Genomic DNA, 20,933 nt, shown 5'->3' on the forward strand with positions numbered 1-20,933 from the left:
TGCCGCAAGCTTGAAGGAAAGGAAGCAATCATGACGCTGTTGACGAGGACGTTGGGGTCCCACCAGACCACAGCCGTTGGTCTGGGCTGCATGGGCCTGTCGATCGAGGGCAAGCCTGAGCGTGGGCAGGCTGTCGAAACCATCCACGCCGCCCTGGACGCAGGCTGCCGGCACTTGGACACCGCCTGGTCCTACTACGAATCCGGTGGCCCCGAGCAGACCAACGAGAATCTGGTCAGGGAGGCTCTGGCTTCTTGGAAGGGCCCGCGCGACGAGGTCCTGGTAGCCACGAAGGTGGGGCACTACCGCAATTTCGAGGACGGCGAGCCATCCTGGGGGGTGGACGGCCGACCGGAGAACCTGATTCGGCGGGCCAAGGAGTCGGCTATGGCATTGGGCGTCGATGCGATCGACCTGCTTTACTTGCACCGGCCCGACCCCGAGGTCCCCTACCAGGAGTCGATTCAAGCCATGGCCCAACTGGTTCAGGAGGGCGTGGCCAAGGAGGTGGGCATCTCCAACGCTTCCATTGAACAGATTGACCTGGCCCGCGGCATCCTGGGCCAAACCCTGGTGGCGGTGCAGAACCAGTTCTCGCCTATTTTCCTGAGTTCGCGCCAGGAGCTCAAGCACACCCAGCAGGTGGGCCTGGCTTTCGTGGCATGGAGCCCCTTGGGCGGCTTCCGCAAGCCTAAGGATGAGGCTAAGTTCGACCCCTTCCGCCAGCTGGCTGAGGAGCGCGGGGTCTCCTACCAACAGGTGGTCCTCGCCTGGGAGCTGGCCCAGGGCGATCACGTGTTCGTCCTGCCTGGAGCCCACAGGCCCCAGACCATCCTGGACTCCCTGGGAGCCGGTCAACTGGAGCTCACCCGCGAGGAACTGGGAAGGCTAGGCTGAGCGCGCATGGAGCGATTCCGGCAAGCTCAACACCCAGGGTCCGCAGAGGCCAGTGAGCCGACGTTCAAGCAGTGGTCCGGCCAGCATGAGCTGGTGGACAGCTCGGCTTCGCCCTGGCGTGAGCCTTCCGGGGCGCCGGTCCCGGTGACGGTTCCGGTGGACTTGGCACCGGGCGTGAGCGTGGCCTACACCACCCGCCTGGGCGGGGTCAGCCAGGGCGATTACGCTTCGCTTAACCTGGGCGGCAAGGGCGACGACCCAGCGGCTGTGACCTCCAACCGCGAAGCCCTAGGCAGGGCCCTGGGCGCCCAGCTGGTGCTCGTCAGCCAGGTTCACTCCGGCCGGGCGGTGGACGCTGATGCCCTGCTTGCGGACCAGTTGAAGGATGTGGAGGCCGATGGCCTGGTTTCAGCCCAAACAGGCTTGGCCCTGGGTGTGTTCGCGGCTGATTGCCTGCCGGTCCTCCTGGCCGATCCGGAAGCCGGGGTCATTGGGGCCGCTCACTGCGGGCGCAAGGGCTTGGAGCGAGGCATCATCGGCGCCACCGTGGATTTGATGGAGGCCAAGGGAGCCCGGCGCGGCTCCATCAGCGCGACCTTGGGCCCAGCCATCTGCGGTGACTGCTACGAGTTGGGTGAGGGGATTTCCGATGCCTTCGGTCGGCGCTTCCCAGGCGCTACCACCAGCACAAGCTTCGGCGGGCCAGGTGTGGACATCAGCGCGGCCGCCCTCCAGGATCTCCAGACCGCAGGCGTGACGCGGGTGGTGGACTCCTTGCCGCGGATCGCCGCAGCAAGCCGATACCTGCGGGAGGACCAGGAGTTGGCCGACTTGTGCGCGGACGATGGCCAGGGGCCCGCCCTCACCCAACGCATGGCTGACTTGCGCCACCCTCGCTGCACCCTGGAGAACCCGCTGTGGTACTCCCACCGGCGTTCGAGCCTCGCCGAAAGGCAGGGGGAGGGCAGGATGCTGGCCCTGGTCACCCGCCAAGGGTGAGCCCCCGCAGGCCGCTGGGGCGAGCCTCGGGTTAGACTGGCCTTATGGATCAGCTTAAGATCATCATCTCCGGCTATGACCGCTACGAAGGCGTCGAGGTCAACCCTTCCTGCGAGGTGCCGCAGGCCATCGCCGAGCAGGGGGTGCCGGCCCTGGAGGGCGAGGATCCGCTAGAGGGTGTGGACTTGGACATTCGGCAGGTCTCGCTGCCGGTCTCTTTCGGGCAGGCGTGGCCCATCCTGCACCAGGCCGTCGAGGAATTCCAGCCCAGGATCATCATCGCCACCGGCCTGAAACGTTCGGCCAGGGGTATTGCCATGGAGCGTTGCGCGGTCAACCTCAAGGATGTCGGCCAGGCGGCGGACTCCTCCGAGGCGCGCCCGGCCAGCCAGCGTGAACCTATAGACGCCGACGGGCCAGCGGCCTACTGGACTCGCTTGCCCTTGCGCGCCATCCTCCACATTTTCGCCCGGGACAACATCGCCGCCACCCTGAGTTCGGACGCCGGCACCTACGTGTGCAACGCGGTCTTCTACAATCTCCTGCACTGGACGGCCAACCATCCCGGCGTCCTGGCAGGGTTCGTAAGTCTGCCCCCGGTTTCCCAAGCCGGGGCGGGGAAGGCCCCGGGTCTGCCCTTGGACCTCCAGATTGAGGCAGGGCGCGATGTGGTGCGCGAGTCGGTGCGCTATTACCGGAGCCCGTCCTCCGGCGATATGTTGCTGGCGTGAGCCGGCCCACTGGAGGCGCCTGGCGCGTAGACCTTGCGGACGGCGCTTATTATAAGGCTTTTCTGAGCGTACCTGTAGGGTAGAATGACATTCAGATAATTATTGTAGGACGCGGGCCCGCCGGGTGACACGGGAGACCATAGGTGTGGCGGCAAAGAGGAGTGAAGCATGGCGGACGAACAGTTTCCTATCGTGTTGCGTGGGTATGACAAAGATAAGGTCGACGAAGCCCTCGCCGCCTTGCAGGACAACCTGTCCCGTCTCAGGCAGCAGATTAAGAGCGACGACAGCAGGATTCTGAAACTTGAGGCCCAACTTCAGGAGGAGCGTTCCAAGCATTCGGCCCCAGACCGTGAAGGCTCCTTCGCCTCCCTGGGCGCCAACGCCCAGCAGCTCCTGGCCTCGGCCGAGCAGACATCGACCGAGCTGCTGGAGCGGGCCAAGCAGGACGCGGCCGCTACCAGGACTTCGGCCCAAGAGAAAGCCAACACCCTGGTCAAGGACGCGCGCCTGGACGCGCAGCGCATCGTGGACGAGGCCAAGGCCAAGGCGGCTTCGATGATCGAGACTGCGGACGACCAGTCTCGCACCCTGACCACAACCGCCCGCCAACAGGCCGACCAGGTCAAGCTGTCCGCTCAAAAGCAGGCGCAGGAGCAGCGTGAGGCCCTGCAAATGGAGCTGAAGAACACTCGCGAAGAGGCGAGCAAGCAGCTGGCCGCCGAGCGCGCGGCCCAAGAGAGCAAGCTGTCCCAGTCGACCGCGGATGCCACGAGGCAGATCGCCGAGCAGCGCCAGAAGGCCAACGAAGAGGTGGTCAAGCTCAAGAAGAGCGCCAATGACCAGATTCAACAAGCCCTGGCCGAGGCCAACAAGAAGCTCTCGGATGTGCGCGAGCAGGTCTCCAAGATGCTGACGGAAGCCCAGCGCCAGGCCGGTGAGATCACGGACAAGGCCAAGACCCAGGCTCAGAAGATCGTTGACGATGCGAATGTATCCTCCGCGGACACCAAGGCCCAGGTCAACGCCGAGGCCGAACGGGTCCGTCAGCAGATCTCCGCCCAGCAGGAGGAGACCACCGCCAAGGTCGATGACCTGCTGAAGAAGCTGGATGAGCGTCGTCGCAAGACCGAGGAGGAGACCACCCAGCTGATTGAGCAGGCCCGGCAGGCCCGCAAGGACGCCGATGCCTTCTCCGCATCCAAACGTCAGGAGGCCGAGACCAAGGCGGCTCAGATCCTCCAGGAGGGCCACGAACAGGCCAAGGCGGAGATTGAGGAGCGGCGCGCGGCTGCGCAGAAGGAGTTGAGCGGTCTTAAGGACCAAATCGCCAAGCTCCAGCACCGGGAGGCCACGATCACCGCCCGTGTGGACGATTTGCGCTCCATCTTCTCCAAATCCTTTGGCGCTTTCGACCAGCTCGGCGCCATGCCCGCCGCTTCGCAGGCCGGCCCGGCCACGGACCTGGGCGAGGAGGAAGCCTCCTCCCAACAGGTTCCGGCCCTGCCGTCGGTCGTAACCGTCCCTCGTCCGTCCGCTTCAGAAACCAGCGGCAACCACAGCGACCAAGGCGGTCCGGCGGCTTCCAAGCAGGCCGTACCAGCGCCCGCTCCACGCCCTTCCACCCCATTGCCCCCCCGGGAAGGCCAGGGCCATACGCCGGAGGCCGGGGCATCTCAGTCCGCCCCCACCCAGGTCCTCCAGCGCAGCCAAAGGGAGTCCTGAGCCGAGCGGCACAGCACTCAGGGAGCCCACAAAGGCGCCCTCACACGGGCAGGGTCATCTCGTGCTCTCACGAGGCGCGATACGATGTCTTGAGCCCGGATAGCAATTCCAAATAGCACAGAGGAAAACGAAGATATGACCACAGATTTGACACCCTTATCCGCATCGGCCCTGGAGGGCCTGCGCACCGAGTTTGACCAGCGCGCTGACAACCGACTGGCCATGAATGCGGTCACCTCCTCGGGCATCGCCCCCGTGGCCCATAATTACGACCGCGCCCGGCTCCTCCAGCACCGCTTCTCGGTGACCGTCGACAACGGCAAGGTCACCACTCAGGCCCACTCAGGACGCTGCTGGCTTTTCAGCTCCCTGAACGTGGCTCGTTTCGTGGCCCGTCGCGCCCTGAACATCGACACCGCCTCGACCTCCAACCCGTCCGGCGATTTCGAGCTCTCCCAGGCTTACGCCATGTACTACGACAAGCTGGAACGTTCCAACTACTTCCTGAACGACGCCGCCAACCTGGTCCGCGCCGGCGAGAAGACCGACTCCCAGCTCATGCAGTTCCTCCTGTCCGATGTGATGGGCGACGGCGGCCAGTGGATCATGGCCATGAACCTGTACAAGAAGTACGGCGCGGTCCCCAAGCAGTACTACCCGGAGACCGCCTCCTCGCAGAACACTGGCCCGATGAACACCCAGCTGCGCTCCGTCCTGCACCAGGCCGTGGCGCACATGGCCGCCGACCCAGCCTCGATCGACCAGATCGTCAAGGATTCCTTGGCCGCCTGCCACCGCATCCTGACCATCCATCTGGGCACTCCTCCCACCTCCTTCGACTGGGAGTGGACCGACAAGGACGGCAACTTCCACCGCGACGGGCGCATCACCCCGCAGGAGTTCTGGAAGAAGTACATCAACGCTGGCCTGGAGGACTACGTCTGCCTGGTCGACGACCCGCGTTCCGAGCACCCCAAGGGTAAGAAGATCGGCATCGAGCACCTGGGCAACGTAGCGGGCGGCGACGCTACCGAGTACCTGAACGTGCCCAACCAGTTCATGAAGGACTGCGCCCGCACCATCCTGAGCGAGCAGGGGCTGCCGGTGTGGTTCGGCGCCGACTGTGGTCCAATGATGGACCGCGACGGCGGGCAGTGGGCCACCGACCTGTTCGAGTACGGGCGGGTCTACGGTTTCGACTTCGACATGGACAAGGAACAGCGTGTCCGCTTCGGCGACTCCGCCATGAACCACGCCATGGCCTTCGTGGGCGTGGATGTGGCCGATGACGGCAAGACCACCAACCGCTGGCGGGTGGAGAACTCCTGGGGCGACAAGATCGCCAACGACGGTTACTTCGCCATGAGCGACGACTGGTTCACCGAGTACGTCTTCGAGGTGGCTGTGCCCAAGTCCATGCTCCCCGCTGAGTACCAGAAGGCCTTCGAGGAGCCGGCCATCATGCTGCCGGCCTGGGATCCCATGGGCACCCTGGCCTGAGCCTCTACGCCGGCCTATGAGGCCGTGAACGCCAGCGACGTCCGCTGACTCCAGCTGGGGTCAGCGGACGTTCGTCATGAGTGGGGTGACTCCTGGTCCGCTGAGCAGGCCTTGGCCTAGGATGGGTGTCGCCGGCAGGGCGTCAACTCCCCGGCGTGAACCGGATGATTCAGTCAGGAGCAACCATGCAGAGCGCAACCCAGTCAGTCACCACCGTCGGCAACCAGGATCTCGTGGCCGTGCTCGGCGCGATGGACGAGGAGGTGGCCCTGGTAGCCCAGGGCTTGGATGGCGTCGTCCACGACCCCGCCTCCCGGTCCGCTGGCCTGGATGTGGTGCGCGGGCGTCTGCCGAAGGCGGACGGTGGGCACGTGGAGCTTGCGGCTACGGTCGGTGGCATGGGCACGGTCAACATCGCCGCCTCGGCCCAGTACTTGATTGACGCCTACCATCCCAAGGCCCTGATTTTCTCCGGGATCGCCGGCAGTCTGAACAAGTCCCTCCACATCAACGATGTGGTCCTAGGCGGCACCTTGCGCTACCTGGACTCTGACATGCGCATGATCGCCCAGTTCGCCCCCAAGACCGAAGTCTTCCACTCCGACCCCTACCTGCTCCAACTGGCCGACCAAGCCCTGGACGACATGGGCGTCACGCACATCACCGGCACGATCGCCACTGGCAATTATTTCGTCGATACGCCCGAGAAAACGGCCGAGGTCAAGGCCCAGACAGGAGCCGACGCGGTCGAGATGGAGGGGGCAGCGGTCTGCCATGTGGCCGCCCGCAACGGTGTGCCCGCGCTGGTCATACGCGCCCTGAGCGACAACGCCGACACCGACTATGAGGTCTTCAAGGAGTTTGACATCTCCGAGTACGCGGACACCGCCGCCAAGCTGGTCCTGAGCATCGCCGCCCGCGTCTGAGGCCGTGCGCGACCTCGTTGTCGCGCAAGGTCGTGGCTTGGTGTATACTGAAGCGTTGTAAACCACAGACTGTTGGTTGGGGGTCGCAAGGCCTCCCGAAGTTCGGTTCACTGAGCCAGCACAGGTTGAGATAAGCAGTAGGCTACGGTCTGCTGCCGCTGAAATCTTCGGATTTTGTATGCTCTGCCTGTGCGCAGGGCTTTTTTATTGCCTGCTGGTAAGGGGTTCCGGGCGGGTCCTTCGGTCGATTCAGGGAAGGAACGCCATGAAAAGGCCCGAAAAGGAAAAGGTGGTCGCCGAGTTCACGGACAAGTTCCGTGAGGCGGACGCGGTCATCCTCACCGAGTACCGCGGGCTCACCGTTCCGCAGATCTCCGACCTGCGGGACAAGCTAGGCCGCGAGTCTTCCTATGCTGTGACCAAGAACACCCTGGCCCGCATTGCGGCCAAGGAGGCGGGCATCGAGGGTCTGGACGACCTTATCTCCGGTCCTTGCGCCGTCGCTTTCGTCAAGGGCGATTACGTTGAGGCCGCCAAGACCCTGCGTGACTTCGCCGCGGACAATAAGCAGCTCGTCGTCAAGGGCGGTTTCATCGATGGGGCCGTCGTCGACGCCGAAGAGATGCAGAAAATCGCGAGCCTCGAGTCTCGCGAGGTCCTGCTCTCCAAGATGGCTGGCGCCCTCAAGGGCACCATGTCCAAGGCCGCTTACGCCTTCGTCGCGCTGCCTACAAAGGCTGTGCGCACGATCGACGCCCTGCGCGAGAAGCAAGAGAAGGCAGCCTGAATCCCAGGCCCCTGGCCGCGCGATTCAGACGCATAGGAAGCAAAACCGAATAAAGTTGTACGGCCGCCGCTCGCGCCTGCGAAGGCAGCCATGATTGAAAGGAAGCCATAATGGCTAAGCTCTCTGCTGATGAGCTCCTTGACGCGTTCAAGGAAATGACCCTGGTTGAGCTCTCTGACTTCGTCAAGAAGTTCGAGGAGGAGTTCGACGTCGAGGCCGCCGCTCCGGTCGCCGCCGTCGCTGCCGCCCCCGGTGCCGCCGCTCCGGCCGCCGAGGAGCAGACCGAGTTCGACGTGGTCCTCTCCGCCGTTGGCGACAAGAAGATCCAGGTCATCAAGGCTGTCCGCGCCATCACCAAGCTCGGTCTGGCTGAGGCCAAGGCCCTGGTGGACGGCGCCCCCAAGCCCGTCCTGGAGGGTGCCTCCAAGGAAGACGCCGAGTCCGCCAAGTCCCAGCTCGAAGAGGCTGGCGCCACCGTCGAGCTCAAGTAGCTCCTGGCCGCTTCTTACAGCGAAGAAACCCCGCCCCTGGTCCTCCAGGCGCGGGGTTTCGCTTATAGTGGCGCGCCGATATGGGGCTCAGGAACAGCAATGCTGACGGGTGCGGCTGACTTCGCTTGCGTCCGGCTCTGACCGGGGCCTGCGCCGATTCGACCCTGCTTGTGGATTTATGGGTGCCGCCTGGCGTATACGCAGCCGTGATTTCGTCTCCCTATCGCATATTCCCGTTATTCTCGCTGGCTCGCGCCGCAGCGCTCTGGTGGCGGGGTTGGGCGTTGGAACTCATAGGAGGCGGCCCTGCGCTGGGGTTGGGGGAGTAGGGCTCCGGGGCCGCGCCCCAAGGAGCGCGTACGGTAGTTGGGTGGGGTAATATAGGGCTGTAAAGCTGCCTACGGGTGGTCGTCGTGTGGAGCTATAAGGGCGATTCGAGCGGTGCCGCCTCCGAATTTCAGGGATTCATGGCACAATAGTAGGTAGTGTAATAAATACGCATGCGTATTTTGCTTTGGGAAAACGGGAGGTCGAGCACGGTGAGCGACGGTCAACGGCCGATACGGCAATGGGCGGTCACTATCAACGGCGTAGAGAAAATCCGCCTGAGCCCAGGGCAGAGCATCGAGATTGGGCGCAAGCCCCTGCGCCCCCTGCCGGATGACGGCATGGTCCGCTTGGAGGTTCAGGATAAGACTAAGTCCATGTCCAAGCGCCACGCCTCATTCATGGTGGGCGATGATGGGAGCGCCAGCCTGCGCGACCTGGGGTCCACGAATGGCTCCTACGTCGTCCAGGATGACGGTGACCTGATTCGCGTGCCGGAGGACAGCGACTACACCCTTCAGCATTCGGCGGAGCGCTTCCAGTTCGGCGACGTGCTGGTTGACTTCGCGCAGATCGCCGATCCCGCGCCCGAGCAGCAGGAGGAGGGGCAGGCCCCGGCCGGCTCCCAGGTGCCCGATCTTTTCTCTTACGCTCAGGATGAGAGCCGCAACAGCCAGATGCCTGACGAATCGAACCTGTCGGTGGACGACATCCTTGACCTGCGCGCGGGCGAGCCCACCGGCATTTTCCAGGCGGAGGGAGCGCGCTCCCGGATTGACGCCCTGCACGATCAGGCGGTCAGTCAGCGCCAGCAGCCTGCCCAGGAGCAGGGGCATCAGGCCCAGCCGGTCCAGGCCCAACCTGAAGAGGCGCCTGTCGAGGAGAGCGAGCCTGAGTCCCGGTATGTGGACGCCTCCGCACAGGCCGAGCCAGCCGAAAGCGATGAGCTGCGCTTCCAGCCTTTGGGCGCGGCCCAGTTGAACCAGGAGCGCCAGGAGCGCGAGAGTCAGGCGGCCGACCAGCAGCAGGCCGCGGCCGCGGACGGGACCGAGGAAGGTCAGGCTTATAAGCCCGCTTTCGAGCCTGGTTCCGTCTTCGAAAAAGTCTCCAGGGGCGACTTCCCCCAGGATGATCAGGTCGTTGAAGTCGATGGGATGACCAGCGACGATGCTAAGAACTCCACTGATTTCTCCTTGCAGTTCGAGATGGCGAAGCACACTCAGCTGCTGCCTTTCCTGGCCATGAATCCTTCCTTGTACGACGACCTGTACGCATGGTTGTCGGCGCAAGGTGACGAAGACATTGACGCGGCGCTGGAGAAGAACGAGGGATACCGCGAGTATCTAGCAGCGACGCAGGAGTGAGCGAGGATGAGCGAACGGTCATCGAAGCATGACGATGAGGGGCTGCGCGACCAGCCCACGCCTGCTCAGACCGATGAAGTCGCAGCGGCTGCCGAGGCAGACGCTCAAGAATCCGAGCAAGCCGGGGGTGATGAGCAGAGCTCAGCTGACGCGCTGAACCCCCTGGACCGCATCCGAGGCTGGCGGCAGGCCTACCAGAACATTTCGGGCACCACCCCTTTGGGGGATATAGGGCAACTGTCCGCGCAGCTCGACCTGACCCATGCCCATCCCTCGGGCATCGCCCAGCTCTTCGCCTCCGGCCAGGTTCACCTTGATGCCCTCTTCCGTGACAACGCCATGCTTAGGGCGGCCCACCGCCGCTTGGAGCGCGTCTTAGACGACCGGTCGGCCAAGGAGCGCCAAAGCGGTTCGGCCCAGCTCTCCATAGTCGTCGGTGTCGCCAGCTGGCAGGGCGCCGCCATGCCGGTCCTGCTTTACCCGGTGGAGGTCGATTCCAGCCAGGGGACGGGCAGTAAGGCCTTGATTCGTTTCACTGGCCGGGCCCAACTGAACGCTTCGTTCGTGTCCGTGCTTCGGGGGCGGGGCATCAGGCTCGACACAGCTTCGCTTTTCGACGCCTCGCGTTACCAGGGTGGTTCGATGGAAACCTCCGCCCTCTTCAAGGCCATCACAGGTCTGGTCACCCCTCACATCAGCGAATTCTCTATTGAGCAGCAGGTGATCCTAGGCTGCTTCATCGAGCCTTCGGCCCTGATCCTGAGCGAGAGCCAGGACCTCATCGATCAGATGGCGGCCGGGCCGACCGGCAATGTCCTGCTGGACGCCCTGGCAGGCGACGAGGATGCCTTGGACCAAGTGCAGGGCGACCCCCTGCCCCAGTACAGTCCTTTCGACGCGGACCCTCATGCGGAGTTCGAGGTCGGCGATGTGGACAACACCGTGCGCTACGCCGCAGCCCTGGCTGCAGGCGGTCATTCGGTCTTCCTGGACGAGGCCTCGGGCCGTAACGGCGTCTCCAGCGCGGCGGCCATCGCCTCCTGCTGCGTGATGAACGGCCGCACCGTCTTATACGTGCCCTGCGTGGTGGAGCAGAAGCGGCGATTCGAGCGCTACATGCACTCCTACCGGATGGACGACCTGGTTCTGGATCTGAAGTCCAATCAGAGCAAAAAAGCCATTGATCGGCAGTTGATTGAGGCGGTCTCCTTCAAACCCGGCAAGGCCACGACCCGCTTCGACCAGCTGGCTGACGAGCTGGTAGGTGTACGCACCCGCCTGACCCGCTACCTGGGCGACCTGCACGGTGTTTCGAAGACCTGGGGCGTGTCCGCCTATCAGACCATTCAGAACCTTGCCCAGGCGGTCAACCTGTCCACGCACCCGGCCACCCGAGTGCGCTTCAGCGTGCAGACGGCCGGGAACATGCGCGACCGGATGGACGAGTGGGGCGCTAAGCTGGAGCGGGCCGCCGCCCTGGGCGAGTTCACGATCGGGCCTCAAGACACCCCCTGGTACGGTGCCGCCATCTTCACTGGCGAGGAGGCCGTCGCCGCTTACGGGCGCGTGGTCCGCCTGCTCGAGAAGCTCCTGCCAGCCACTCGCAACCAGGTGGCCTCTACGGTCGAGACCTGCGGGCTCCCTGTGCCGCAGACCGCCCAGGAGTGGGGGCGGCAGATCGCCATGCTCAAGAACCTGCGCCGGGTGTTGGACGTCTTCCAACCAGCGATTTTCGAGCGTGACATCCCCGCCATGATCAAAGCGACCGAGTCCAAGGACGATCGCAAATCATCAGGCGGTTCGATGGGCTTCTGGGAGCGCCGCCGCCTGGTCAAGGAAGCCAAGGGGCTTGTGCGGGTGGGCACACGGGTCGACAACCTGCACGATGCCCTGCTGATTGTCGCCAGGCAGGCCAAGCAATGGCGCACTTTCGTCCCCCATGGCGGCTGGCCGATCCTGCCCGCCAAGCTCGATGCCATCCTCGACACCCACGAAGCCCTAATTCGCGACATGACCGCCTTGGATACGATTCTGGCCTCCACCCCGGCCGGCGGCGACCTGGAGACAGCCACCTTCGAATCAGTGGAGGAACGGCTGCGCGCCCTCTTCGACGACCACATGGCTCTGGGCACCCTGCCTGAGCGGTGCAGCTTGGAACGCGAGTTCAAGGCCGCCGGGCTGACCGAGCTGGTTCAGGACCTGCGCAATCGGCAGGTGCCCCAGGACGCCGTGCGCGGCGAGCTCGCCCTGGCCTGGTGGACCACGGTCTTCGACGACATCATGCACTCTTCCCGGATCATCTCCAACCAGGATGGCTCGGCCCTCTCCGCGGCGGCGGAGCGCTTCAACCAGGTGGATTTGGAGCACGTGCTGAGTGTGGGGCCCATGGTCGATCAGGAGAGCCAGCGCCGGCTGGCTGAGCTCTTGTTCGGTCACAAGCAGGAGGCCAACCAGCTCCACGCGGCCCTGGCTGGCCGTGCGCGTTCGAGCCTGAACGATGTCATCGACTCCTTCCCCATGCTCCTGGCGGCAGCCAAGCCGATCATGCTCGCCACACCAGCCACCCTGGCCTCGCAGACCAAGCCTGAGCAGATAGCGGACGTGGCCATCATCGACGCCGGAGCCCACATGCCATCCATTCAGGTCCTTACCATCCTGGCGCGGGCCCGGCAGGTAGTGATCGTGGCCCATCGGCAGACCATGACCTCCGACGGCTTGGCCCATGTGGCCGATATGCTGGTCCCGGTTGTATCCGCCGGTCACCCCTCACGCCGCCCCCCGCAGATCACCGATTTCCTCCAAGAGCACGGCTACGGCCCTATCGCCCCGGCTCCAGCGCAAGCAGGCGCCCAGGGGAGGGTGTCCTACACAGGTGTCAGCGGCAGTGGCGTGCCAGTGCTCTCCACTGGGCTGGTCGAATCCAGCCAGCAGGAGATCAACGCGGTCGTTGCGATCCTACGGACCCGGGCCGCCGGTTTCGGCAACGTGCCCAACTCGTACATCCTTTCAATCGTGACCCTTTCCGACGCCCACCGGGTCCGCTTGGGTGCCGAGCTCAAGGCCTTGGCCGCCAAGGATCCGGCCTTCGGCCGTTTCCTGCGCCATGTCCGCATCGTCGACATCGACGAAGTGGCGGGCACGGCCTGCACGGATTCGATTATTTCCGTCGGTTTCGCCAAGACCTCCCACGGCCGTCTCCTTCAACAGTTCGGCAAACTGGAGGGTGAGGGCGGCGCCGGGATGCTCCTGGACGCCCTGGCCTTGGCTCAGCGTCGGGTCGATATCGTCTGCGCGTTCAGTTCGGATGACATGGAGGAGGACCGGCTCCACCAGAGCGGTCCTCAGCTGCTCAAGGAGCTCCTGGCCTGGGCTGAGGGCCTTGACGAGGATGTTCCGTCCCCTGACGAGGCTCAGGAGGGTGGCAACGTTCTGTTCGCCGATTTGGCCCTGCGCTTGCGCGAACGTGGTTTGAGCGTGGCCTTGGACTACGGATTCGACGAGGGGATGCGCATCCCGATGGTCGTGGGCCTGGAGGGGCGGCCGTTCAGCCTGGCTGTCGTCACTGATGATGCCGACTTCATGCATACCCAATCCACCCGCGAGCGCCATCGGTTCAGGATGGAAGACCTGGAACGCCTGGGCTGGTCGGCTATGACCGTCTGGAGCGTGGCCGCTTTCGTCAACCCCGACAAAGAAGCCGACCGGATAGAGCAGCAGGTGCGCAAGTTGGCTGGGCCCAGCCAGCCGGCATCCCCGCAGGCCTCCGAGGAGACGGCATGAGCGCAGGCCCAGTAGCGGACTCCGAGGTCATGGGAGGAGGCTCACGCAAGCCGAGAGCCCACCGAAGGGTGGTGCGCCGTGGAACCGAACGCTTCGAAGGCGACGGGCTGGACGATAACCGGCTGGATGGGCGCGAGCCTGAAGCCCCTGGAAGCAAGCAGGCTGACGACGACCGCCGCATCCTAGGCGAGCTGCCTCCGCACTGGGGGATGTTCCCTGCGGAGAGGGGCTGGACTCAAGCCTGAGGCCCGGCCTGCCCGGGCCGTCCCTGCCATTGGTCCGCTTTCATCTGGTTGAGGATGGACTGAAGGAGCTGGACGGTTTGCTCGTCGGCGCTCGGGGTGGCCGGCTTGTCGTCCTTGGCGGACGAGGCGGCGTGCGCGAGGTTCCGCAGCTTGTTCATCGGTAGGATGATGCAGAAGTAGATGGCGGCGGCCACCAGCAGGAAGTTCAGGAGATCGCCCAGGATGGCGCCGAAGGAGATCGTCGCCTTGCCGTTGCTGATCGTCAGCAGTCCCGACAGGTCCGGCTTGCCGAAGATCATCGCGATCAGTGGGCTTAAGAGGTTCTTGACGATTGAGTTGACCACCGCCGTCACCGCTGAGCCCATGACCACGCCGACCGCCATGTCGACCATGGAACCGCGTGAGATGAATTGCTTGAACCCCGCCAGGGGGCCTTTGTCGCTGATGTTGGCCAGTTCGTGGGCCGCGTGGACTGCTTGTGCGGTCACAGGGTTGTCGCCGGATGCCATGGTGTGTCCTTCCCTCCGCGCCAGGCCGTGCCCTTCCTATCGACCGGCCTGTCGCTTTCCATTATGGACCCCTCGACAGACCCGCGATTGTGGCTGCGCCCGCTTAGGCCCAGCTGATCACCCTCCGCCTGCGGCCAGGGCGATGATCGGCGCCCCCTCCGGCAGGCTCAGGGCTTTGATGGCATCCTCGGGCTTCAAGGCGAAAGCGGTGAGTTCAGCTTCCTGCCCTTTGTCTCCTGGCCCTAAGGTCCCCGTCTTGCTCCGGTCTTGGGGCAGGGCCATCGTCACAGCCTCCTGAGCGATGAGGCAGCGGCCCTTGACCCAGCCCTGGCCCTCCTCCTGACCCGATTGCGCGGGTGGGCTCTCAGCCCCCTCGCAGCCGGTCGAGGAGACCAGACGGACCCTTTGCCCGGGTTGGATGGATTCCGGGGCCGAGGCCAGTGCCAGGCGGATGGTCGTCGTCCCTTGGGGCTGGACCGGAGAGCGGCCCAGGGCCGTGCCGGCGATCGGTTGGCCGGGCTCTAGGTCGATAAGCGCCAACTTGCCCAAAGCCTGCTCCCGACGGTTCAGGAGTTTTGCGGCGAGCGGGGAGGCGGGCACTTGCTCTAGACGGACCATGCCGGCCTCGATGCGCTCCCCTCGCTCCACCCGACGGGAGGCGACCAGGACCGGCGTGCGCGCCACGGCCCCGGTCACGGTTTGCAGGGCGCACAGGACGGCCAACCCTGCGCACAGGCATGCCGCCAGCCGACGCACGCGCGTGGCCTGTCGGCGGCCAGCCAGCCCGGGCTTGTGCCCTAGGCCTTTGTTCAAGGACAGTGAATGAGACATGGCCCCAGCTTGACCCTGTTGGGCATCTACGGGCAAGCTGGGGCCACCTATGTGGTCGAATGTGGGCGAGCGGCGCGAATCAGCCCACTGGCCGCGCGCTCAGTCCTTCTTCGAGGAGTCCGAGGCGCTGGAGGAGGCACGGTCGGTACGGTAGAAACCGTGCCCTTTGAACTCAATCGGCACTGCGGAGTAGACCTTGCGCACCTGCTCCTTGCCGCAGTGGGGGCAGAGCGTGATGGGGTCGTCGCTGAAGGATTGCTCCTGGGTGAAGTCATACCCGCAGTTCTTGCACCGGTAATGATAGGTAGGCACCGTTCGTTCCCTCCGAAAGTTCGCGCTATAACGTTTGTTCGACAACCTCATATCCTAGCCCCCCGGCGGGTCCTTGGCGCCTTGTTCGCCGCCCGCCGCTTCGGCGCCAGGCCCGGAAGGCCCTTCCCGAAGCCTTACAATGACCGTATGTCCGTCTTCCACAGCCTGTTTGACGCCCTGCATCAGGCGGCGGCTCCGAGCGCGCCCGACCCGCCCCTGGCCGTGCCTGCGCGTTTGAAGGCGCCTGCGGGACGCGGCGACTTCGCCTTGCGGCCCTTGACCCTGGAGGACGAGGCCGAGTGGAGCCGGGTGCGTTGGAGCAACAATGACTGGCTGGAGCCCTGGCAGTCCGGCGACCCCCAGGGGCAACCGGGACTGACCTACGCCCAGTGGGTGGAGGCCATGCGGCGCAGCGAGGCCGACGGGTCCGGGGTCGTCTTCGCGATGGTTTTCCAGACCGCCATCGTCGGTCAAATCTCCTTGGGCGCCATCCGCTACGGGGCCATGCGCACCGGCTTGGCTGGCTACTGGGTGGATCATGCCCGCATAGGCCACGGTTTCGCGCCCCTGGCTCTGGCCCTCTTGGGCGACTGGGCCCTGCGCTCGCCGGATGGTCCCCGCCTGCACAGGATGGAAGTGGCCATCTTGCCGGAGAATGCTCGCTCCCTGCGGGTGGTCGCCAAGCTGGGCATGAGGCCGGAGGGCCTGCGCAAGGGCTACATGTACGTGGGTGGGCGTTGGCGGGACCACATGACTTTCAGCCTGTTGGCGGAGGACCTTGACGGTCCGCTTGTCGACCGTCTAGGGGCTTCGATGGGCGACGCGCCGCGGAATGTTTGAATACGGGGCATGCCGTCATCTATCGTAAGAGGTATGGTTTACGAGTCGTTGTCCAGCCTGCTTCTGCTGCTGATTGCGGCGATACTTGTGCTCGGCTGGTTGCCTGGTCGGACGATGCGGGGCATGAAACGCGCCTCCCAGCACAGGCAGGACCGCATCTCCGCCTCGCTCCATTTGGTTGACGAAAGCAGCGGGCGACGGTTCGGCGACACTGGGCCTCATAGGGCGAAAGGGTTGGTTATGCAGCCACAGCGGGAGGACGGAGGGGACCGTCAGGAGGCTGAGCGCGTCAAGAGAGTCCGTCTCATGCGCCGGGCCGCGGCTCGGCGGCGGCGTATCCTGTCCGCCTCCCTACTGGTCGCGTCAATTGGCGTAGCGGTCTTGTCGCAAGTGCTCGTCTTCAGTCCCCTGTACACGGCGATTCCTCTGGCCTTATTGATCCTGGTCCTGGTTTCCGGCGCGCGCGCGGCCACCCAGGCCCGCCAGTGGGAGGCGCGGTTGGCTGAGCGTCAGCGGCGCAGGAAGGCCAAGCCTCGCCCTCGCGCCCAGGCGCCTGCCCAGGAGGTCGTCTCAACCCAGCAGCCAATCAGGGGCGAAACCACGGACGCGCTCAGCCAGCAAGACATCCGCGCAGCCATCATTCAGTCGCGTCAAGCTCAGGTTCAGGCGCTTGAGGCGCGAGCCCAGGCCCAGGCCCGTCTGCGCCCCGCCGCTTCCGCTGAGCGGGCGAAGGCTGCCGCGCAGAAGGCTGAGACCCGGGGAAGCGCTCTCTCCTCCACGGACCTGCCGAAGCAGGCTGCGCAGGCGCGGACCCAGGCGAAATCGAAGACCCTGGAGCCGGAGGCGAAGCCAGGTGAGAGCCATGACCACAACCTCTTGTCTTTCTCGATGGGCAGCCCACGTGAGGGTGTTGTGCCCCGTGGGCCGGAACTCTTGAGCCGGGAGATCAAATCCACCAAGCAGGTGTCCAAGGCCGTCCCGGTCAAAGACCACGAGCCCCTGCGGGCCCAGGCCGCTCAGCCCAGCCGCGCGGGTAAGCCCAGCCGTCCGGCTGACTTCCACCAGCGGGAGGTTCAGGCCGATGTGGATGCCCCTGAGCTCAGCGAGGACTCCCTGGGCAAGGTGGGTGTCGAGGCTATTCTGGCCCGGCGCAGCAAGTCCTGATCGACGAGCGTTCACCCTCAGCGTTAGCACTCAAGTTGGCAGAGTGCTAATTTCGCGCTACCATAATCACTAGCGCAGCGGAATGCCTCGGTGGGTGTTCGTCAGCCTCTCATCGGCTTTCTGGTGCGGGTAAACCATTGAGCGTACTCACAGAAAGAGGAGGTCCACAGTGTCGATCTCACTCACACCGTTGGAAGACAAAATCGTCATCAAGCAGGCTCCCGCCGAGACCACGACCGCGTCCGGCCTGGTCATCCCGGATTCCGCCAAGGAGAAGCCCCAGCAGGGCGAGGTCCTGGCGGTAGGCCCCGGTCGTCGCGATGACAAGGGCGAGCTGATTCCCGTCGACATCAAGGTCGGCGACAAGGTGCTCTACTCCAAGTACGGCGGCACCGAGGTCAACTACCAGGGTGAGGACTACTTGATCGTCTCCGCGCGCGACGTGCTGGCCATTCTCAAGTAAAACCTTTCCCCTCTTCCTTCGTTTGCAAAGCCCCTTGGGCGGGTCAACCGCCCGGGGGCTTTCGTTGTCTTCGCGCGGCCCGGCGAGGACCTCCCGCCTCCATGGGTAGCCAGTGTGACATTGTGCACATGAATAACTAAATATGGCACTCGCCTTTCGTTGAATAACTAGATATAGTGTTTACTGTGCTTGCTTGAGGCGGCCAGGACCGCCTGCAGAGCTCCGACATGTGACAAGCTGAACGGGAGGTTTCGATGGAGCAGACAGCGCCAATTGATCAGGCGGAGGCGACAAGTTCGCCTGAATACCCGGCGATGGGGGAGCGGATCGGCGCTCTGGTTTATTTTTCGTCCCAATCCCAGAACACCGCCCGATTCGTGGCTAACTGCAAGCTTCAGGACGAGGGCGTGGACGTCTTCCGCATCCCAATTAAGCCTCATGACCCGCCGCTGAACGTGCGTGAGCCCTATATCCTGATGCTCCCCACCTACGGGGGAGGGTCGGCGCGCAAGGCGGTCCTGCCGCAAATCAAGCGCTTCCTGAACGACCCGGCGAACCGGGCCGGTATCCGAGGGGTCATAGCCTCGGGCAACACTAATTTCGGCGAAGCCTTCTGCATGGCCGGCGACATCGTCTCACGCAAATGCAAGGTCCCCTTCCTCTATTACTTCGAGCTGATGGGCACCAAGGACGACGAGCGCAAGGTGAGGCAGGGGGTCGTGGACTTCTTCCGCAACCACCCCGAATAAACGAACCCAGGCGGGGCCGGGGCAGGGGGCGGCGAGCGAGAACGCTCCGAGCGGCAGAGCTCGGGACAACACTGATGAAAGGATGCCAGATGGCAGCGCAGGACGACACTTCATTGGCTTTGGACAGGACGGCGGAAGCGGGGGAGACCTATGACCCCGCGCGCGACTATCATGCCCTCAACGCCATGCTCAACCTGTACGACAAGGACGGCCGTATCCAGTTCGACAAGGACAGGGAGGCCGAGCGCCAGTACATGAGCCTGCACGTGGCGGCCCACACGAAAGCCTTCGCCTCCACGGCCGAGCGGCTGAAGTTCCTGATCGACAACCTGTACTACGACAAGGCGGTCTTCGCCAAGTACAGCCCGGAGTTCCTGGACCGCATCTACCAGCACGCCGCAGACGCCGATTTCGAGTTCGAGACCTTCCTGGGCGCGTTCAAGTTCTACACCTCCTACGCGCTCAAGACTTTCGATGGCAAGGAGTACCTGGAGGACTTCCCCCAGCGTTCGGTCGCCGTGGCCCTGGAGCTGGCGGACGGCGACGAGGACGCGGCCATCAAGTACACCGATGAAATCATCTCCGGCCGCTTCCAGCCGGCCACGCCGACCTTCCTGAACCTGGGCAAGGCCCAGCGTGGCGAGCCTGTCTCCTGCTTCCTGGTGCGCATCGAGGACAACATGGAGTCCATCTCCCGAGGCATCAACGCGGCCCTGCAGCTGTCCAAGCGTGGCGGCGGCGTGGCCCTGCTGCTCAGCAACCTGCGCGAGCTGGGCGCTCCCATCAAGCACATCGAGAACCAGTCCTCGGGCGTCGTCCCGGTCATGAAACTGTTGGAGGATTCCTTCTCCTACGCCAACCAGCTCGGTGCCCGCCAGGGCGCCGGCGCGGTCTACCTGAACGCCCACCACCCGGACATCCTGCGCTTCCTGGACACCAAGCGCGAGAACGCGGACGAGAAGATCCGCATCAAGTCGCTCGCCCTGGGCGTGGTCGTCCCTGATATCACCTTCGAGCTGGCGAAGAGGAAAGAGCCGATGGCCCTCTTCTCCCCCTACGACGTGGAACGGGTCTACGGCAAGCCTTTCGCTGATATTTCCGTCTCCGAGCACTACGAGGAGATGGTCAAGGATTCGCGTATCCACAAGAAGTACATCGACGCGCGCGACTTCTTCATGACCCTGGCCGAGATCCAGTTCGAGTCCGGCTACCCCTACATCCTCTTCGAGGACACGGTCAACAGGGCCAACCCGATCGACGGCCGCATCACGATGAGCAACCTGTGCTCGGAGATCCTGCAGGTCCAGGAGCCTTCCACCTACGATGAGAACCTGAACTACAAGCACATCGGCCGCGACATCTCCTGCAATCTGGGCTCGCTCAACATCGCGAAGGCCATCGACGGTGGCCTGGCGGACACGGTCGAGACCGCCATCCGCGCCCTGACCTCCGTCTCCGACCACACCAACATCGAGGCCGTGCCCTCCATCAAACGCGGCAACGACGAGGGCCACGCCATCGGCCTGGGGCAGATGAACCTGCACGGCTTCCTGGCCCGCGAAGGCATCCACTACGGCTCCGAGGAGGGCTTGGACTTCACCGACATGTACTTCATGACGGTGGCCTACCACGCCTACCGGGCCTCGCATCAGATCGCCGTGGACCGTGGCAGCGCGTTCGCGACCTTCCCCAAGTCCGCCTATGCCAAGCCCGCCGGCGCTGGCAACTACTTCGACAAGTACACCGACGGCAGCCGCTCCCTGGAGCCCAAGACCGCCAAGGTGCGCTCCACCTTCGCCAAGTACGGCATCGATATCCCAACGCGCGAGGATTGGCGGGAGCTCCAGGCGGCGATCATCCGCGACGGCATCTACAACCAGAACCTCCAGGCCATCCCGCCCACCGGTTCGATCTCCTACATCAACCATTCCACTTCCTCCATCCTGCCGATCCCCTCCAAGATCGAGATCCGCAAGGAGGGCAAGATCGGCCGCGTCTACTACCCAGCGCCCTTCATGACCAACGACAACCTGGACTACTATGAGGACGCCTACGAGATCGGCTGGAAGAAGATCATCGACACTTACGCCGAGGCCACCCAGCACGTGGACCAGGGCCTGTCCCTGACCCTCTTCTTCCCTGACACGACCACCACCCGCGAGGTGAACAAGGCGCAGATCTACGCCTGGCGCAAGGGCATCAAGACCCTGTACTACATCCGAATCCGCCAGCAGGCCCTGGAGGGCACTGAGGTCAAGGACTGCGTCTCCTGCATGTTGTAGGCTGACAGGCC

At 64.4% G+C, this 20,933-nt stretch carries 19 protein-coding genes; 16 read left to right on the forward strand and 3 right to left on the reverse strand.

Annotated features, from left to right (window positions below):
• Positions 1-30 precede the first annotated feature (30 nt).
• The 11 genes from AB656_RS06735 (at position 31) to AB656_RS06785 (ending at position 13,772) form a co-directional block, all read left to right on the forward strand.
• Positions 31-897 carry an aldo/keto reductase gene (locus tag AB656_RS06735; protein WP_033504287.1) on the forward strand — a complete coding sequence of 289 codons (867 nt, stop codon included), beginning with the start codon at positions 31-33 and terminating at the stop codon, positions 895-897.
• A gap of 6 nt (positions 898-903) precedes the next feature.
• Positions 904-1,896, forward strand: a complete 993-nt coding sequence (locus tag AB656_RS06740; protein WP_081924992.1) for a purine nucleoside phosphorylase YfiH/LACC1 family protein — start codon at positions 904-906, stop codon at positions 1,894-1,896.
• Positions 1,897-1,940: 44 nt separating this feature from the next.
• On the forward strand, positions 1,941-2,627 hold the full coding sequence (locus tag AB656_RS06745) for a pyroglutamyl-peptidase I (protein ID WP_033504289.1): 687 nt from the start codon (positions 1,941-1,943) through the stop codon (positions 2,625-2,627).
• Positions 2,628-2,795: 168 nt separating this feature from the next.
• Entirely contained in the window at positions 2,796-4,352 is a 1,557-nt protein-coding gene (locus AB656_RS06750) for a DivIVA domain-containing protein (protein WP_144418961.1), read from the forward strand.
• A gap of 135 nt (positions 4,353-4,487) precedes the next feature.
• Entirely contained in the window at positions 4,488-5,852 is a 1,365-nt protein-coding gene (locus tag AB656_RS06755; RefSeq protein WP_033504290.1) for a C1 family peptidase, read from the forward strand.
• A gap of 185 nt (positions 5,853-6,037) precedes the next feature.
• Entirely contained in the window at positions 6,038-6,778 is a 741-nt protein-coding gene (gene mtnN / locus AB656_RS06760; protein ID WP_051905480.1) for a 5'-methylthioadenosine/S-adenosylhomocysteine nucleosidase, read from the forward strand.
• Positions 6,779-7,043: 265 nt separating this feature from the next.
• Positions 7,044-7,565 (forward strand): 50S ribosomal protein L10, encoded by a 522-nt coding sequence (gene rplJ / locus AB656_RS06765; protein WP_033504292.1) that lies wholly within the window; start codon positions 7,044-7,046, stop codon positions 7,563-7,565.
• A 110-nt stretch (positions 7,566-7,675) separates the two neighbouring features.
• Positions 7,676-8,056, forward strand: coding sequence for a 50S ribosomal protein L7/L12 (gene rplL, locus AB656_RS06770; protein ID WP_033504293.1), 381 nt, complete (start codon positions 7,676-7,678; stop codon positions 8,054-8,056).
• Positions 8,057-8,595: 539 nt separating this feature from the next.
• Positions 8,596-9,747, forward strand: coding sequence for an FHA domain-containing protein (locus AB656_RS06775; protein ID WP_051905481.1), 1,152 nt, complete (start codon positions 8,596-8,598; stop codon positions 9,745-9,747).
• Positions 9,748-9,753: 6 nt separating this feature from the next.
• Entirely contained in the window at positions 9,754-13,527 is a 3,774-nt protein-coding gene (locus tag AB656_RS06780) for a helicase (RefSeq protein ID WP_158336169.1), read from the forward strand.
• Positions 13,524-13,772: a hypothetical protein gene (locus tag AB656_RS06785; RefSeq protein ID WP_236681873.1), complete on the forward strand. Its 249-nt coding sequence runs from the start codon at positions 13,524-13,526 to the stop codon at positions 13,770-13,772. The genes AB656_RS06780 and AB656_RS06785 overlap by 4 nt, the downstream gene beginning before the upstream one ends.
• Here the strand turns inward: AB656_RS06785 and mscL are convergent.
• From mscL to AB656_RS06800, 3 genes are all read right to left on the reverse strand, one after another.
• Positions 13,763-14,281 (reverse strand): large conductance mechanosensitive channel protein MscL, encoded by a 519-nt coding sequence (gene mscL, locus AB656_RS06790; protein WP_051905482.1) that lies wholly within the window; start codon positions 14,279-14,281, stop codon positions 13,763-13,765. The genes AB656_RS06785 and mscL overlap by 10 nt on opposite strands.
• A 117-nt stretch (positions 14,282-14,398) precedes the next feature.
• Positions 14,399-15,112: an SAF domain-containing protein gene (locus AB656_RS06795; RefSeq protein WP_033504294.1), complete on the reverse strand. Its 714-nt coding sequence runs from the start codon at positions 15,110-15,112 to the stop codon at positions 14,399-14,401.
• Between the two features lie 99 nt (positions 15,113-15,211).
• Positions 15,212-15,424, reverse strand: a complete 213-nt coding sequence (locus tag AB656_RS06800) for an FmdB family zinc ribbon protein (RefSeq protein ID WP_033504295.1) — start codon at positions 15,422-15,424, stop codon at positions 15,212-15,214.
• A 147-nt stretch (positions 15,425-15,571) separates the two neighbouring features.
• Between AB656_RS06800 and AB656_RS06805 the strand changes: the two genes are divergently transcribed.
• The 5 genes from AB656_RS06805 to nrdE all read left to right on the forward strand — a co-directional run bounded on the left by AB656_RS06805 (position 15,572) and on the right by nrdE (position 20,922).
• Complete coding sequence (locus AB656_RS06805) at positions 15,572-16,264, forward strand: GNAT family N-acetyltransferase (RefSeq protein ID WP_051905483.1); 693 nt, start codon at positions 15,572-15,574, stop codon at positions 16,262-16,264.
• Positions 16,265-16,297: 33 nt separating this feature from the next.
• Positions 16,298-17,428 carry a hypothetical protein gene (locus tag AB656_RS06810; RefSeq protein WP_144418962.1) on the forward strand — a complete coding sequence of 377 codons (1,131 nt, stop codon included), beginning with the start codon at positions 16,298-16,300 and terminating at the stop codon, positions 17,426-17,428.
• A 169-nt stretch (positions 17,429-17,597) separates the two neighbouring features.
• Positions 17,598-17,891 (forward strand): co-chaperone GroES, encoded by a 294-nt coding sequence (gene groES / locus AB656_RS06815; RefSeq protein WP_033504298.1) that lies wholly within the window; start codon positions 17,598-17,600, stop codon positions 17,889-17,891.
• Between the two features lie 254 nt (positions 17,892-18,145).
• Positions 18,146-18,640: a class Ib ribonucleoside-diphosphate reductase assembly flavoprotein NrdI gene (nrdI, locus tag AB656_RS06820; protein WP_033504299.1), complete on the forward strand. Its 495-nt coding sequence runs from the start codon at positions 18,146-18,148 to the stop codon at positions 18,638-18,640.
• A gap of 89 nt (positions 18,641-18,729) precedes the next feature.
• Positions 18,730-20,922 (forward strand): class 1b ribonucleoside-diphosphate reductase subunit alpha, encoded by a 2,193-nt coding sequence (gene nrdE, locus AB656_RS06825; protein WP_033504301.1) that lies wholly within the window; start codon positions 18,730-18,732, stop codon positions 20,920-20,922.
• Positions 20,923-20,933: the final 11 nt, after the last annotated feature.

Source organism: Bifidobacterium actinocoloniiforme DSM 22766 (genome assembly GCF_001263395.1).
GTDB classification, from domain to species: Bacteria; Actinomycetota; Actinomycetes; order Actinomycetales; family Bifidobacteriaceae; genus Bombiscardovia; species Bombiscardovia actinocoloniiformis.

What these genes read in the sequence shown, in the direction of transcription:
- AB656_RS06735 (WP_033504287.1), top strand. Translation starts at nt 31, where the DNA reads ATGACGCTGTTGACGAGGACGTTGGGGTCCCACCAGACCACAGCCGTT.
- AB656_RS06740 (WP_081924992.1), top strand. Translation starts at nt 904, where the DNA reads ATGGAGCGATTCCGGCAAGCTCAACACCCAGGGTCCGCAGAGGCCAGT.
- AB656_RS06745 (WP_033504289.1), top strand. Translation starts at nt 1,941, where the DNA reads ATGGATCAGCTTAAGATCATCATCTCCGGCTATGACCGCTACGAAGGC.
- AB656_RS06750 (WP_144418961.1), top strand. Translation starts at nt 2,796, where the DNA reads ATGGCGGACGAACAGTTTCCTATCGTGTTGCGTGGGTATGACAAAGAT.
- AB656_RS06755 (WP_033504290.1), top strand. Translation starts at nt 4,488, where the DNA reads ATGACCACAGATTTGACACCCTTATCCGCATCGGCCCTGGAGGGCCTG.
- mtnN (WP_051905480.1), top strand. Translation starts at nt 6,038, where the DNA reads ATGCAGAGCGCAACCCAGTCAGTCACCACCGTCGGCAACCAGGATCTC.
- rplJ (WP_033504292.1), top strand. Translation starts at nt 7,044, where the DNA reads ATGAAAAGGCCCGAAAAGGAAAAGGTGGTCGCCGAGTTCACGGACAAG.
- rplL (WP_033504293.1), top strand. Translation starts at nt 7,676, where the DNA reads ATGGCTAAGCTCTCTGCTGATGAGCTCCTTGACGCGTTCAAGGAAATG.
- AB656_RS06780 (WP_158336169.1), top strand. Translation starts at nt 9,754, where the DNA reads ATGAGCGAACGGTCATCGAAGCATGACGATGAGGGGCTGCGCGACCAG.
- AB656_RS06785 (WP_236681873.1), top strand. Translation starts at nt 13,524, where the DNA reads ATGAGCGCAGGCCCAGTAGCGGACTCCGAGGTCATGGGAGGAGGCTCA.
- mscL (WP_051905482.1), bottom strand. Translation starts at nt 14,281, where the DNA reads ATGGCATCCGGCGACAACCCTGTGACCGCACAAGCAGTCCACGCGGCC.
- AB656_RS06795 (WP_033504294.1), bottom strand. Translation starts at nt 15,112, where the DNA reads ATGTCTCATTCACTGTCCTTGAACAAAGGCCTAGGGCACAAGCCCGGG.
- AB656_RS06805 (WP_051905483.1), top strand. Translation starts at nt 15,572, where the DNA reads ATGTCCGTCTTCCACAGCCTGTTTGACGCCCTGCATCAGGCGGCGGCT.
- AB656_RS06810 (WP_144418962.1), top strand. Translation starts at nt 16,298, where the DNA reads ATGGTTTACGAGTCGTTGTCCAGCCTGCTTCTGCTGCTGATTGCGGCG.
- nrdI (WP_033504299.1), top strand. Translation starts at nt 18,146, where the DNA reads ATGGAGCAGACAGCGCCAATTGATCAGGCGGAGGCGACAAGTTCGCCT.
- nrdE (WP_033504301.1), top strand. Translation starts at nt 18,730, where the DNA reads ATGGCAGCGCAGGACGACACTTCATTGGCTTTGGACAGGACGGCGGAA.